The sequence below is a fragment of the Pedobacter sp. genome (assembly GCF_965227205.1).
Classification (GTDB): domain Bacteria; phylum Bacteroidota; class Bacteroidia; order Sphingobacteriales; family Sphingobacteriaceae; genus Pedobacter.
On sequence record NZ_OZ245727.1, the window covers coordinates 276,339 to 291,955 of the forward strand.

The 15,617-nt window shown below is 34.6% G+C and carries 11 protein-coding genes; 5 read left to right on the top strand and 6 right to left on the bottom strand.

Annotated elements, in window-relative coordinates; all coding sequences use genetic code 11:
• Positions 1 to 103: 103 nt before the first annotated feature.
• Positions 104 to 847, top strand: coding sequence for a 3-oxoacyl-[acyl-carrier-protein] reductase (gene fabG / locus ACO05K_RS01045; protein WP_010599469.1), 744 nt, complete (start codon positions 104 to 106; stop codon positions 845 to 847).
• An 86-nt stretch (positions 848 to 933) separates the two neighbouring features.
• Here fabG and ACO05K_RS01050 read toward each other — a convergent pair whose 3' ends face one another.
• Together ACO05K_RS01050 and ACO05K_RS01055 are read right to left on the bottom strand one after the other, a co-directional pair.
• A complete protein-coding gene (locus ACO05K_RS01050; protein WP_421942616.1) occupies positions 934 to 1,668 on the bottom strand; it encodes a L,D-transpeptidase family protein in 735 nt (244 codons plus the stop codon).
• Between the two features lie 27 nt (positions 1,669 to 1,695).
• Complete coding sequence (locus tag ACO05K_RS01055; protein WP_421942617.1) at positions 1,696 to 2,370, bottom strand: hypothetical protein; 675 nt, start codon at positions 2,368 to 2,370, stop codon at positions 1,696 to 1,698.
• Positions 2,371 to 2,487: 117 nt separating this feature from the next.
• Between ACO05K_RS01055 and ACO05K_RS01060 the strand changes: the two genes are divergently transcribed.
• Positions 2,488 to 4,572 (top strand): hypothetical protein, encoded by a 2,085-nt coding sequence (locus ACO05K_RS01060; protein WP_421942618.1) that lies wholly within the window; start codon positions 2,488 to 2,490, stop codon positions 4,570 to 4,572.
• Positions 4,559 to 5,179 carry a trimeric intracellular cation channel family protein gene (locus ACO05K_RS01065; protein WP_421942619.1) on the top strand — a complete coding sequence of 207 codons (621 nt, stop codon included), beginning with the start codon at positions 4,559 to 4,561 and terminating at the stop codon, positions 5,177 to 5,179. Before ACO05K_RS01060 ends, ACO05K_RS01065 begins: the two co-directional genes overlap by 14 nt.
• A gap of 37 nt (positions 5,180 to 5,216) precedes the next feature.
• Here ACO05K_RS01065 and ACO05K_RS01070 read toward each other — a convergent pair whose 3' ends face one another.
• Positions 5,217 to 5,516 (bottom strand): FtsB family cell division protein, encoded by a 300-nt coding sequence (locus tag ACO05K_RS01070; protein ID WP_421942620.1) that lies wholly within the window; start codon positions 5,514 to 5,516, stop codon positions 5,217 to 5,219.
• A gap of 203 nt (positions 5,517 to 5,719) precedes the next feature.
• On the opposite strand from ACO05K_RS01070, the gene ACO05K_RS01075 reads away from it, so the two are divergent.
• Positions 5,720 to 7,888 carry an alpha-N-acetylglucosaminidase TIM-barrel domain-containing protein gene (locus tag ACO05K_RS01075; RefSeq protein ID WP_421942621.1) on the top strand — a complete coding sequence of 723 codons (2,169 nt, stop codon included), beginning with the start codon at positions 5,720 to 5,722 and terminating at the stop codon, positions 7,886 to 7,888.
• 323 nt (positions 7,889 to 8,211) lie between these two features.
• On the opposite strand, the gene eno is transcribed toward ACO05K_RS01075, so the two are convergent.
• The 3 genes from eno to ACO05K_RS01090 all read right to left on the bottom strand — a co-directional run bounded on the left by eno (position 8,212) and on the right by ACO05K_RS01090 (position 12,935).
• Entirely contained in the window at positions 8,212 to 9,507 is a 1,296-nt protein-coding gene (gene eno, locus ACO05K_RS01080) for a phosphopyruvate hydratase (RefSeq protein ID WP_421942622.1), read from the bottom strand.
• An 896-nt stretch (positions 9,508 to 10,403) separates the two neighbouring features.
• Positions 10,404 to 11,810, bottom strand: coding sequence for a D-alanyl-D-alanine carboxypeptidase/D-alanyl-D-alanine endopeptidase (gene dacB, locus ACO05K_RS01085; RefSeq protein WP_421942623.1), 1,407 nt, complete (start codon positions 11,808 to 11,810; stop codon positions 10,404 to 10,406).
• Between the two features lie 135 nt (positions 11,811 to 11,945).
• Positions 11,946 to 12,935, bottom strand: a complete 990-nt coding sequence (locus tag ACO05K_RS01090; RefSeq protein ID WP_421942624.1) for an aspartate-semialdehyde dehydrogenase — start codon at positions 12,933 to 12,935, stop codon at positions 11,946 to 11,948.
• 49 nt (positions 12,936 to 12,984) lie between these two features.
• Here ACO05K_RS01090 and ACO05K_RS01095 point away from each other — a divergent pair, with 49 nt between their 5' ends.
• The gene (locus ACO05K_RS01095; protein WP_421942625.1) at positions 12,985 to 15,594 is read left to right on the top strand and encodes a lamin tail domain-containing protein; all 2,610 of its coding nucleotides are present in this window, start codon (positions 12,985 to 12,987) and stop codon (positions 15,592 to 15,594) included.
• Positions 15,595 to 15,617 lie beyond the last annotated feature (23 nt).

The following is a 15,617-nucleotide window of genomic DNA, read 5'->3' on the forward strand; positions in this document are numbered from 1 at the left end:
GAATAAAACCCATCGTGTTAAACATTCACAATTAATATTAACTTTACAAAGTTTAAATTTTTTATACATTATATTAAAGTCACCTTTAGGGGATTTAGGGGTTATGAAATTACTAGAAGGAAAAACAGCATTAATTACCGGCGCATCAAAAGGAATTGGTCGTAAAATAGCTGAAAAATTTGCTGAACAAGGTGCTAACGTAGCATTTACATATTTATCATCAGTAGAAAAGGGCGAAGCTTTAGAGCAAGAATTACAAAGCTTTGGAACTAAAGTTAAAGGTTACCGTTCTGACGCTTCAAAATTTGACCAGGCTGAGCAATTGATTAATGATATTGTTGCTGAGTTTGGTACAATTGATATCGTTGTGAATAATGCTGGTATTACGAAAGATGGTTTGTTAATGCGCATGAGTGAAGAAAACTGGGATGATGTCATCAACATTAACTTAAAATCTATCTTCAATGTAACTAAAGCAGCTTCGAAAGTAATGATGAAAGCCCGCAAAGGTGTTTTCATTAATATGAGTTCGGTTGTTGGTGTTCAGGGTAATGCTGGGCAAGCAAATTATGCTGCATCAAAAGCTGGTATCATTGGTTTTACAAAATCAGTTGCTAAAGAATTAGGTTCAAGAAATATTCGTGCTAACGTTGTTGCTCCGGGTTTTATTCGTACAGAAATGACTGAGGTTTTAGACCCAGCCGTTGTTGCAGGTTGGGAAAAAGATATTCCATTGAAACGTGCTGGCGAAACTGAAGATATTGCGAATGTTTGTGTGTTCTTAGCTTCAGATATGAGTGCTTATGTAACCGGACAAACACTTTCTGTTTGCGGCGGAATGCTGTAGGCTGAGGTAGAAAGGTTCGAGGTTGGAAAGTTGAAATGTTTTAGGTTCTAGAACATTGCAACATTCCAACTTTTTTAATTTTCCAACTATTTCACAACATACTTCCCTTTAACTTCTTTAATTTCAGCTGAGTTTCTATTCTTCTCAAAAGCAAAATATCCTGGTTGCAAGGTTTTCCAAAAAGTTGCGTGAGTTGGGAATTGTAGTATATATCTTTTCATATTTCCATCAGTCATTTTGAAAGGATAAATGTTAACAGGTATCTTCTCTTGACCATTATTCTTCGCTTCAACTGCTAAAACATAAACTTCTTTAATTTTTTCATCGGTTAAAGGAATACATCCAACAGTTACACAGTTACCATGAATGTAAATATCTCCGCCTGGTTTTCTGTCTTTTCCGGTTCGAGCTAAATCAACTGAATTTGGATAACTAACACCAAGAGATAAATGGAAGGTACTCATTGGATTAAAAACATTGATGTAATAAAACCCTTCGGGTGTTTGTTTATCGCCTTCAATAACTTTCGGGCCTAACGTACCAGAATGCTCGCAAAAATCGTAAGTTCTAAATAATTTATATTGCCTTTCTGAATTACTTTTTAACCAGATTTCTAATTTTCCTTCGGCTTTGTATGCACTAATTAGCATCGAGAAATTATTCCCAAAACCAGCAGCTTTTACAAATTTTTGTAGCGTGTCCCATTTTTCATTGTAGGCTTTTTCTACTCTTTCGAATTTAATTTGAGTTGCTTTGAAATTCTTTTGGGCATTCGCCATTATACTGATGAATAGGAGAAAAGTTAAACAGATTAATCTCATTGGTATTTGGTGAATTTATATTTTAAATTAATCTTCCCATTTAATCTGTTCGTTAACAGAGTAAACCGTTTGCTGACTTATTTTTCTAAAGTTTTCAGAAAAAACTAGTTTCTCAAATGGAACATATTTATTAACACTAGTTTCAAATTTATTAAGCTCAATTTCTACCCTTATTAAATCACTAGCTTTAAAATTATTACGACTTTCGAGAGGGAATCTGCTTTCAAACCGAAAAGTCTTCTGTCCTCGCACTCCTAATATATAATTATTAAAAGATTTTGTATTGAAATATCTAATACCATAAGGTCGTGCTAAATATTCTGGTACAAATTCTAGTAGCAAAGATAAATCACATTCTATTTCCTCTTCGTCGATAGTGACAACAGCTTTATTAAAAACAAAACTCATATCATCAAGTGTATTATTTTTAAAGGTATATTCTATCCAAAAGGAATTGCTTTCACTATCATACTTAAACAATCTTGCTATTTCTTCAAGGTGTAAAAAATTATTATGTGTTTGTGACATGTTTTTTGTGTTACTTTCAGGTGTTATTTTCCCTGTTAATCTGTATCGATTGGAAATAGTTGAAATTACATCCATAGTTTCTTTGTTTTTTGAATCTTCTTTAACCCAATAGTATACTATCGCAATCAAGAAAAGAATCATAATAATTAAAGGAATTATTGTAATTGCATGCATATTAATTTTTAGGTTTAAATGTAATGTAAATTCTTAAAAAATTGTATCCAAGGTTCAGAAAGTAAATCCAAGTTTAAACTATTGAAAATTTCCTCAAAATTAGCATCTTTATAAAATATGAATAGCTTTTTTGCGGGTACTTCTATCTTGTATTTTTTGGCTTGCCTTGCTTTGGGTTTTATATATGCATGGTTGCTTTATCGCAATAACAAAAATCTCGATAAAAAACTACAATACGGATTAACGACAATACGAATCATTGCGGTTACCACCATTGCCTGGCTACTATTTGCTCCACTAATCAAAACCTTAAATTATACATTAGATAAGCCGGTAATCATCATCGGACAGGACAATTCCCTTTCTGTTAGTCAGGTTAAAGCCGTTGGCTTTGACCAAAAGTTATATGAACAAAATCTCAAAAGGCTACAAGATAAACTTTCGGATAAATATGAAGTTAAAACTTACAATTTTTCTGACAAAGTAAGTGATGGTTTAGATTTTAAAAACAATGGCAAGCTTACAGATGCATCCTCATTTTTTCAGAAGATAAAAGATGAATATACTAATAGGAATGTTGGTGCAATTGTGTTGGCTACCGACGGTATTTTCAATCATGGTGGTAATCCGTTGTACAGCATAAATCAAATAAACGCCCCTGTTTACAGCATTGCTTTAGGCGATAGCATTCCAAAACGAGATGTATTAATTTCGAATGTAAATTATAACAACATTGTTTATTTGGATGATGATTTTACTGTTGAAGTTCAAGTTCAGGCATTCCAAAGCAATAATGAAAGTACAACTTTATCGGTTAATCAAAACGGAGCAAAAGTTCAGCAACAAAACATCTCCATAAGCGGAAATTCATTTGTTAAAACCATTCCTGTAAAATTACATGCAGGCAAAATAGGCATTCAAAAATATACCATTCAGCTGAGTACGTTTCAAAATGAAATCACAACTAAAAACAACACCCAAACTTTTTATGTTGAAGTGATTGATGGAAGACAAAAAATTTTATTAGCCGCTGCTGCTCCACATCCAGACCTAAGTGTGCTAAAAGAAGCCATTTCCATAAATAAACATTACGAAGCAAAGCTTGCTTTAGCTGATGATTTAAACTCAATAGACCCATCAAAATTTGATTTAATTGTGTTGTATCAATTGCCCGATGCTCAAAATACATCTAATTCATTTTTACAAAAGGTAAATGATTTAAGAAAACCAATCTGGTATATTTTAGGCGCACAAAGCAATGTTAGCGCATTTAATCAAATTCAAAATCAGGTTAATTTAAGCTCAGCGAATGGCTCCATTCAAGAAGTTTATCCAGATTTGGCCAATGGTTTTACCAATTTTAATTTATCGGATGGAGCTAAAAAACAATTATCCGATTTCGACCCACTTTTAATGCCTTTTGGTAAGTTAACGGTAAACGCAAACTCAACACCAATATTCAATCAACGAATTGGAAAGGTAAATACTTCGCAGCCTCTGTTTTTCTTTACGAATGAAAGCGGCTTAAAAACAGGTTATTTAATGGGAGAGGGTTTATGGCGTTGGAAATTATCAGAAGCAGAAAATGAGAGCCAGGAATCTGCTTTAAACGATTTGATAGCTAAAACCGTACAATATCTTTCTGTAAAAGATGATAAGCAGAGGTTTAAAATTTTTACATCTAAATCCGCTTATGATGAAAACGAAACAATTCAATTCAATGGTACACTGTACAATGAAAGTTATCAGCCCGTAAACGAATCTGAAGTAAAGTTGCAGGTTAAAAATGAAGCAGGAAAATATTTTAACTATGTTTTCTCGAAAACAGAAAATGGCTATCAGTTAGATGCAGGAACTATGCCTGCAGGTAATTATTCTTATATAGCCAACACTTCATTAGGCGGACAAAAATTCACCGCCTCTGGCAGTTTCTATGTAAATGCTCTAATTGCAGAATATCAGCAGACAACAGCAAATCACCAATTGCTTCATACCATTTCGAAACAAAGCAATGGAAAATTATTTATGCCTGCTGATTTGCTTAAAATTGCTGATGAGATTCTGGAAAATGAAAACATTAAAACCATTAGTTACGAAGACCGTAAATACGATGAACTCATCAACTTAAAATGGTTATTTGGTTTGATCTTAGTTTTACTTACAACCGAATGGTTTTTACGTAAACGCAATGGAGAATTATAATATTTCTACATCAGAAGTAATTGAGGTTTTGGGAACCATTGCCTTTGCCATTTCTGGTACTTTTACGGCAATGCAACGTAAACTAGACCCGTTTGGCGTGCTAATTATCGCTTTTGTAACTGCAATTGGTGGTGGTACGGTTAGAGATTTGTTAATTGGTGATACACCTGTTGCCTGGATGCGAGATATGCAAACCTGTTTGATAATATTGTTCACCGCACTGGTAACGATGTTTTTTAAAACTCATGTACAAAAGATGAAGATTACGCTATTTCTATTTGATAGTCTAGGTTTAGGTTTATTTACAATGTTGGGCTTGCTAAAAGGAATGGCTTTCGGTTTAAACCCGGGTATTTGCATTGCACTGGGAACAATTACAGGTTGTTTTGGAGGAATTATTAGAGATACCTTGCTTAATACAATTCCATTGGTATTTCGGAGAGAGATTTATGCCTCAGCATGTATTTTAGGAGGTTTGCTTTATTACCTATTAGTTCAGATAAATGTAGAAAGTGTAGTAGCCAAACTCTTGGTTGTGGCCTTTATCTTTGTATTTAGAATTGTAGCCGTAAAATTTAAGCTATCTCTTCCAAAATTTGAATATTGATAGAAGACGTCTTAAAATCCTGTTCCAAAATCCTGTTCTAATCTTTTTTCTCTTCATGGATAATAACAAAAACATCTTCGTTATCTTTTTTCATGAAATACTTTTCGCGGGCAAATTTTTCTGCAGTATTAAGGTTGGTATTCAATTCGTTTAAATCTTTTTTAATTTGAGCTGTTTCATTCTCAAAATATTCTTTCTCTTCCTGCAATTTATTAGCCTGTGTACGATATTCATATTGCGACATCATATCGTTTTTATCGAAAAATAACATCCAAACAGCAAAAGCGGCGGTTGCCAGAAAATATTTATTGCGAAAAAGTTCTATTAAACGTTTCATAATTATCAACTAAAATCGTTGTGCTGTAAATGTATAAAAAACATCCGAAGATTTTAAATCTCCGGATGTTCTACAAATTAGTTTTTCAACTTGTTAACACAGGCAACACCATGTTCAGGGTTGCCTGAATGAAGTTGCTCTTAGTCTATACTTTATTTAAGTAAATTTTGTAAATTAATTAATGTATACCAAGTCTTTAAAATATGGTCAGTTCGCCTAAATTATTATCATTCCTATTACTAATTTGTGTAATAAGTGTTCAAGCACAAGATTTCAACTCTGTAAAATCCATCGCAGAGCGAAGAGTGCCGTGGTTAGCAAAATCGTTAACACTATCTAAAATCATTTCGAACGAAAAAGATGTTTTTGAGCTTAGTTCTGATGGTAAAACGGTTTTTATTGCCGCTACAAATGCAAACGCAGCCGCAGAAGGCTTAGGATGGTATCTAAAATACTATTGTAATAGAAGTTTATCCCATTTGGGAAATAACCTTTCGCCAGTTTCAAAATTGCCAGTCATAAAAGAAAAGATTAGAATAAGTTCTCCATTTCAATATCGTTATGCATTAAATTATTGCACTATTAATTATTCTTTTAGCTTTTACAAATGGGAAGATTGGGAGAAAGAATTAGATTGGATGGCCTTGAATGGCGTAAATATCATGTTGGCACCAATGGGTACTGAATTGGTATGGTACAATACTTTAATAAAATTAGGTTATTCAGATACTGATGCAAAAGCCTTTATTCCTGGACCAGCATTTACGGCATGGTGGTTAATGGGCAATTTAGACGGTTGGGGTGGACCAAATAGTTTACAGATGATGCTATCGCAGGCAGAAATTCAGAAAAAAGTACTAACCCGAATGAAAGACCTCGAAATTGAACCAATTTTGCAAGGCTTTTATGGCATGGTACCGCATGATTTGAATAAAAAAGTTGATGCATTTAAAGATGCACAGATTATCGATCAAGGCACTTGGGTAGCTTCAGAATTTATTCGCCCTGCGATTTTAGTGCCTACGAATGATAAATTTAATGTTGTTGCAGATATTTATTATAGCGAGCTTAAAAAACTTTATGGAAGTGATATTAAGTATTTTGGGGGAGAGCCTTTTCACGAAGGGGGAAAAAAAGCTGGAGTTGATATTACGGCTGTTGCAAAAAGTGTTCAAGATGTGATGCAAAAGAATTTTCCAAACAGTACTTGGGTTTTGCAAGGCTGGCAAAATAATCCAGCTGATGCGTTGTTAGCGGGATTAAAAAAGGAAAATACCTTGATTATAGAGCTTTTCGGAGAAAATACTTCTAATTGGGAGCAGAGAAAAGGTTATGGAGGTACTAATTTCATTTGGTCTAATGTGAGCAATTTTGGTGAAAAGAATGGTTTGTACGGCCGATTACAACGTTTTTTAGATGAAGTTTACAGAGCGAAGGAAAGTCCTTATGGCAATTATCTTAAAGGAGTGGGTATCATTCCAGAGGGATTGAACAATAATCCCGTAGCGTACGATTTGATGCTGGATATTGCCTGGAGAAACGAAAAGCCATCGCTCGAGAAATGGATAGTTAATTACACTACTTACAGATATGGAAGCTATAACCAAGATATTGTAGATGCCTGGAAAATATTTACACAAACGGTTTATAGTAGTCCAATAAATGAGAAAGGCAATATAGTTTATCAAGAAGGCCCGTCAGAAAGTATTTTTTGCGCAAGGCCATCGCTTAAGGTTAATCCAGTATCATCTTGGGGCACGCGTAAACGTAATTATGATACTAAACTTTTTAAGCAAGCGGTTGCTTTATTCATTAAAGCCGATAATCAATTTAAAAATTCTGAAACTTACCAAACAGATAAAACAGATTTTTTAAGGCAAGTAATGGCAGATAAAGGCGATAAAGCTTATGATGATTTAGTGAAGGCAATACAAGAAAAGGATAAAAAATCAATAAAAGATAAAGGAAATCAGTTCCTGACTATGATTCTGCAACAAGATAGTTTGCTGAACAATAATAATTATTTCGCTTTAAACAGGTGGCTAAATCAAGCAGTAGCTTTAGGTAAAGGATTGCCGGATGCAAACAATATATTGTACAATGCTAAAGCTCAAATAACATTTTGGGGCCCGGATAACAAATCTTACACGAGATTAAGAGATTATGCACATAAAGAGTGGGGAGGTTTATTATCATCATTATATTACAGTCGTTGGAAACTATTTATTGATGAAGCTATGAATGATAAGATAACGCCCGCTAACACTTTTTACGATATGGAAGTAAAATGGTCAAGGGATTCAAATTTATTTCCCATCAAAAAATTAAATGAACGTAAATTATTGGCTATTCAGAAAAGGATATTAGAGTAATTTTTCTTAAAATCCGTCATGTTGAGGGTTAATTTATATCATAAAAATCAATATGAGTAACGTTTTAGTGCGGTCGTCATTGCGAGGGAGTATTTCACGACCGCGGCAATCTTATCTTCTACTAATGAGATTGCTTCTCCCGATGAAGAATCGGGATCGCAAAGGCGAAAATAAAAACGTTAATGGTAATTTATTTCAGCATCTTTTTTGCATAAAAAACCCGGAAAGAAATCCAGGTGACAATTATAAATAATATGGCTTCTTAAAAACAAAAAATGCCTCCAAAAACTTTGGAGGCATTTTTTATGATATGATAGTCGAAACTACTTCTTTGCGTATTTGAATTTCGAACCAATGAAACGAGCATTCTCGCCTAATTCTTCTTCAATACGTAATAATTGATTGTATTTTGCAATCCTGTCAGAACGTGATGCAGAACCAGTTTTAATCTGACCACAGTTTAAAGCAACTGCTAAATCAGCAATGGTAACATCTTCAGTCTCTCCAGAACGGTGACTCATTACCGAAGTATAACCATTGTTCTGAGCTAAAGTTACAGCATTAATCGTTTCAGTTAAAGAACCGATTTGGTTAACTTTTACTAAAATTGAGTTGGCAGTAGCTTCATCAATACCACGTTGTAAACGTGTTACGTTAGTTACAAATAAATCATCACCAACTAATTGAACATGGTCACCAACTTTATCGGTTAAGCTTTTCCAGCCAGTCCAATCATTTTCATCCATACCATCTTCAATAGAGATAATTGGATATTTCGCAGAAAGGTCAGCTAAATATTGCGCTTGTTCTTCGCTAGAACGAATTACGCCAGTAGCACCTTCAAATTTAGTATAATCGTATTTACCATCTTTGTAAAACTCAGATGAAGCACAATCTAACGCTAAACAAATTTGAGAACCTGGTTTGTAACCAGCAGTTTCAATTGCTTTTAAAACCGTTTCAATTGCATCTTCAGTACCATCAAAAGTAGGAGCGAAACCACCTTCATCACCTACAGCAGTAGATAAACCTCTATCGTGAAGAATTTTCTTTAAACTATGGAAAACTTCAGTTCCCCAACGTAAAGCCTCAGAGAAAGAAGGCGCACCAACTGGCATAATCATAAACTCCTGGAATGCGATAGGCGCATCAGAGTGAGAACCACCGTTAATGATGTTCATCATCGGAATTGGCAAAGTGTTAGCATTAACACCACCAATGTAACGGTATAATGGTTGACCAATTTCATCAGCAGCAGCTTTAGCAACTGCTAAAGAAACACCTAAAATTGCATTAGCACCTAAGTTACCTTTGTTTTCAGTACCATCAAGCTCCAACATTAATTTATCAATAGCATTTTGTTCAAAAACATCAATACCTCTAAGCGCCGTAGCAATTTTAGTATTTACATTTTCAACCGCCTTTAAAACGCCTTTACCTAAGTAAGTCGCTTTATCGCCATCGCGTAATTCAACAGCTTCGTATTGACCAGTAGATGCACCACTTGGTACAGCCGCACGACCAAAAGCACCTGCTTCTGTTACTACTTCTACTTCTATTGTTGGATTTCCTCTTGAATCGAGGATTTGTCTCGCATGGACATTAACAATTATGCTCATTTTATTTGATTTTTTGTTGATTTTTTAACCTGCTTAGTGTATAAAGTACAATTACTAAGCTTAACTTCAAAGTTAATATATTTTTTAAATAAATAAAGCGTTTTGGGTGTTAATGTTACGATAGTAATTTGGAGTTAATTTTAAATTAATATTGAGTTTTTGGAAAGCAATTGCAGGGGTTTTTTGGTTACTACAGCCCCGCTTTTTGTTTTGATCTTTTTTCAACTTCTGTCAATCGTCGCCATTTCCGTCATTGCGAAGAGGCACGACGTGGCAATCTTTTTCGGAAGTACTTAGAAAAAAAGTATTTCCACTTCAATCGGGTTTGAAGAACTTAATTTGTGCAAGAAATAAACCACCCCGCCTTACAGGCACCCCTCCAAAGGATGGGAATTGCGTAGCGCCTAACATACAGTGCACATAAATGCAAAACGCTAAGTAAACATTCGCTAGACAAACTTTCATATCCATTAAAAACTCCCCGAAGAACGCAATGGCCTCAGAAGATTTGGTAGTAAAGACCAGTAAATTTTTGTTGCAGTTTCAATCATCACCCACCGAAACAAGAAATCCTACGAGTGTTGCATAAATATACTATTACCACAAACTTTCACACGGCTTAGGATTGCGTCTGAAAATTTATTGAGGATTTACAACAAAGCTTCGCAAGCCTTGATTTTTGCTCCACTTTTTATCAAGAAAAAGTGGTAAGCCCGTCTGGCTAAGACAAAAACATTCTAATTGGATTTAGGTAAATAAATAAATAGAATACCACCCCGACTTACAGGCAGCCCCTCCAAAGGAGGGGAATTACAAAGCGCATAAATTGCATTTGCCTAGACAAAACTAATGATACTCAAATAAATTCAGCATGACGAGCGAGATAAAAACTATCCCTACTTCAACTCATCTAAAACACGAAACAATTTCTTGTTAATTCCGCTACCGCTATAATTATTAATGTTAATCACAATTACATAATTATTCCCTGCAGCATCAGTATGATAACCTGCAAAAGCCGAAACATCATTAATGGTTCCGCTTTTAATCTTCATACCATTATATTCTGGCAAACCTTTATAAAAATCTGGGAACCAATTTTCTTTTTGAACTTGGAAAAGTATACTAGCCATTGCCGAGGTTGTAACCCTATCGCCAGGCGAAAGTCCGCTACCATCAATAATGTTAAGAGCCGATTTATCAATTCCTTTATTAGCCCAAAAGTTAATTTCTGTTTCAGCACCTTTAGAAGTCGTTGGCAATTTCCCAGATTTTAAAGCAATGGTTTTAAGCAAAGTTTCTCCATATAGATTAACGCTTTTCTTTAAAAACCAATAACTAATCTCGCTCAATGTAGGTGAACTAATCGTGTTTATTTTTTGTGTTATTGTTGGAATACTTTGCTTATTCAGCTCCATTAATCTTGCCGTTGTAGCCTGTTGACTTGTAGAAATTCCTAGTCTCTTTAAAGTATCTTGCAAACGATAAGCACAATCAAAAGCAGGGTCGGGTAGGGCTACAGAAATGCCCGATTTACCAATGCCCATGCCCCAGCTGCCGCGTAAGTAAGCAACATTTGAATATGGTGGTAGAAAAGCATATGTTCTATCTCCACTACCAGATGCTCCGGTTTTCATTTCATTAACGATTTGTATGTATGGCGTTTCGGGAACTGACTTGATAATCTTTACATCATCAGCTGTGCTTGCTCCTGGTTTTAAGTGAATATCGAATTGGTTTTCTCTCCAGGCTAAACCCGAAGTTCCAGCACCATAATAATTCCCGATATCCTGCCAAACCCAACCTTCTGGAGTGGTTTGAGTACCAAAAATTCTATCATCTCCAATTATCGAGCCTTCAATTTTTTTAATACCTGCAGCTTTTATTGCCGATACCCATTGATTTAAAACTGCATTTTCTTTGTTCTGATAGCGCCACGAGGCCAAAGTTGGGTCGCCGCTACCTACAATTATTAAATTTCCTTTTAGAGTTCCATCAGGAGTAATATTTCCAGAGTAAGCCAGTGTAGTTTGAAATTGAAAATCTTTCCCCAAAATACTAAAGGCCGTTGCGGCAGTAATCGTTTTTAAAGTTGATGCTGTTGCTAAACCAATTTGCTCATTCTTTGCAAAAAGCACTTTTCCTGTGTTCGCATCTAAAACACAAAGTGAAGTTATGGCATGTTTGGTTTGCTCATCAGCCAATAAATTATTAAAAGCCTTTTCAAGATTTTGAATACGGTTTTGAGCGAAACAATTTATCGAGAGGCAAACAAAAAATATTACGAACTTTAAAAACTTCATTTTATAAAATTAAAGGAAATAAAAAAAGTGATGTGTAACAAACACATCACTTTTACTAATCTTGTCGTCATGCTGAACTTGTTTTAGCATCTTTTTCGAGAGACTCTTAAACAAGTTCAGTTGACGGGTATATTATTAAACCAATTCTTTCTGAATTAAATACTCTGCGATTTGAACTGCATTAGTTGCAGCACCTTTACGCAAGTTATCAGCAACAATCCAAAGGTTTAAAGCTTTCGGTGCCGATTCATCTCTACGAATACGACCTACAAAAACTTCATCCTTTTCATGCGCATCTTTCGGCATCGGATATTTTAAATTCGCTACATCATCAACAACGATAATGCCCGGCGATTTTTCTAAAATGCTACGCACTTCTGCTAAATCGAAATCGTTTTCAAACTCGATGTTTACCGATTCTGAGTGACCGCCCATTACCGGAATACGAACTGTAGTAGCGGTAACTTTAATGCTGTCATCGTTCATAATTTTGTTCGTTTCCTTAACCATTTTCATTTCTTCTTTGGTATATCCATTATCCATGAAAACATCAATATGCGGAAGAACATTTAAATCGATTTCGTATGCATAAGCTTTCGGGCCATCAATGCCTTTACGCTCGTTCATTAACTGTTCAACTGCCTTTACGCCAGTTCCAGTAACCGATTGGTAAGTAGAAACCACCACACGTTTAATTTTATATTTATCGTGCAAAGGTTTTAAAACCACTACCATTTGAATGGTAGAACAATTCGGGTTTGCTATAATTTTATTATCAATAGATAGTTCGTGAGCATTAACCTCAGGAACGATTAATTTAATCGCAGGGTCCATCCTCCAGGCCGAAGAGTTATCAATAACCGTTGTGCCAGCTTCTTTAAAACGCGGTGCATGTTCTAATGAAGTGTTTCCGCCAGCCGAAAACAAAGCGATATCTGGTTTCATGCCAATTGCAGTATCCATGCTAACGATTGGGAACTTCTTACCCTTAAAAGTAATTTCCTTACCAACGCTCTTCTCAGATGCTACGGGAATTAACTCTGTTAAAGGGAAATTTCTTTCCTCCAATACTTTTAACATTACGGTACCAACCAAACCGGTTGCACCTACTACTGCTACTTTCATTTTAAATTTTAATTTTTATATTTATTAAACATTTGATATAGGCCCAAATATGAAGAAAATTCTGCTTATATCCCTATTGTTATTTTCTAAAATTGCATTTTCCCAGGTTTCTGATTCTTTTACTGATGGTGATTTCTCCCAAAATCCTATCTGGAATGGCGATGTAGGTAATTTTCAAATCAATACGCAAAGGCAATTACAATCGAAAGGTCAACAAATTGCATCTCAAACAATTTACTTATCAACCAGTAACAAACTAAGTTTAGATGCAAGTTGGGAATTTTTTGTGCAGTTAAATTTTAACCCTACGGCCACAAATTTTGTACGGATTTATTTAACTTCTGATAAGGAAAACCTTAAAGGAAGTCTGAATGGATATTTTGTGCAAATTGGAGAAACTGGTGTAAATGATGGCTTTCACTTGTACAGGCAAAACGGTACATCAGTAACAAAAATTATTAATGGTGCACAGAAAGTTAGACCGAATGCAAATCTCTTAGTGGCAAAGGTAAAAGTTACTCGAGATGCTTCTGGGAAATGGAATTTGTTTACAGATATTACCGGAGGTAATAATTTCAATCTTGAAGGTTTGGTAACAGATAATACTTTTAAAACTTCTGAATATACTGGTGTTTTTTGTAAGTACGCAACAGCTTCAAGATACAATCAGTATATTTTTGATGATTTTAAAATTGACGATTTGGTGCCCGATATTATTCCGCCAAATCTGGTTAGTGCTATGGTTACTAACGCTACTATTTTGGATGTCACTTTTTCTGAACCGCTTGATGTAGTTTCTGCTTCTTCTTTGAGCAATTATAACTTGTCTAATAATTATGGATCTCCCGTAAAAATCGAGCCTACAGCTTCCGCAAATGTTCACAGATTAACTTTCGAAAAGGAATTCAGTTCAGGAAATTACAGTTTGAGCGTAAATAACATTCAGGATAAGAAAGGAAATATTATTACGCCAAACTCTTCAATTAATTTTCTCTATGTCAAACCGTATCTAGCTAAATATGGTGATGTTGTAATTAACGAAATATTTGCAAATCCTACTGGAAGTCCTGGTTTGCCGCAAAAGGAATTTATAGAAATCTGGAATACTACAAACGAATATATTCTAACGCAAGGCTGGAAATATGCCGACCAAACCTCAACTTATTCTTTTCTAGTGGATACGATAAAACCAAATCAGTATGTAATTCTAACTGCAAAGGCTGATGAAAATTTGTTTAAATCTTTTGGTAAAACCATTGGATTATCGCCATGGCCTAGTTTGAATAATGATAAAGATGTACTGACTTTAATAGATAACACAGGCAAAGTAATTGATAAAGTTATTTATTCTGATACTTGGTACAGAGATGAATTGAAGAAAAAAGGTGGTTTTAGTTTGGAGTTAATCGACCCAAAAAATATTTGTAAAGGCATTCAAAATTGGACTTCATCAACTGATAATTCTGGCGGTACTCCAGGTAAACAGAATTCAGTTTATGGTACACAGAAAACAAACGAAATTCCAAAGCTCATATCAGCAAGTATAATTGATAGCGTTACTGTTCAAATTGAATTCTCGAAAAGTGTTGATAGCTTATCTGCTGTGCAATTAGATAATTATTCCATAAATAATGGGGTTGGAAAACCTAAATCTTCGATAGTTCAATCACCTGATTTCAAATTTGTTAATATTCAATTTTCAACTGCTTTCACCAGGGGAATTGAAAATACATTAACTGTAAATAATGTAAACGATTGCGCTGGAAATTTAATCAGCCCTACGGCAAATAGTGCAAAGTTATTTCTGGCGAAAAAGATTGAGAAAAACGACATTTTAATTTCTGAGGTTTTGTTTAACCCGAGAGCAAGCTCAGTAGATTTTGTAGAGATTTACAACAATACCAATCAAAAGTTAGATTTAAAAGAACTACAAATTGCTAATGTAGATACAAAAGGAGTTGTAGCGAATCATAAATCGGTTGCGAATAAAAGTTTACTAATTAATCCGTTTAGTTATTGGGTTTTGAGCACGAATACCTCAAACGTAAAACAAAATTATTTGGCGCAAAATCTTGATAATTTTATAGAATTACCATCAATGCCAACTTACAATAATGATAAAGGAACTGTGATTATTTTAAGTAATAGTGTTGTAGTTGATAGATTAGATTACAACGCTAAAAATCATCATCCGTTAATTAAAGATGAAGATGGAATTTCAATTGAAAGGGTTTCTTTTAAAGCAGATGCAAATGAAGTAGGAAACTTTAAGTCGGCGGCTTCAACTGTTGGTTTTGCAACACCAACTTATAAAAACTCTCAAGAATTTTCTGGTGAAATGGATTACGTAAAACTTAATGCAAAAACATTTTCGCCAGATGGTGACGGATTTGAAGACGCTTTAAATTTGGAATATCAATTTGCAGAAAATTCTAGTCTGGCCACTGTAAATGTATTTTCTGATAAAGGAAGATTGATAAGAAAACTTTTAAAGAATCAAACTATCGGGACTAGCGGTAACTTAACTTGGGATGGTTTGGATGATAATGGAGGGAAATCAGCGGTTGGAATTTACATCGTATCCTTTGATGTTTTCGATTTAAAGGGTAATACCAAACGTTTTAAAAACACTTGTGTTTTAGCCGCAAGGTTGAATTAAGACTTGTAAAACTTCGGAAGTTT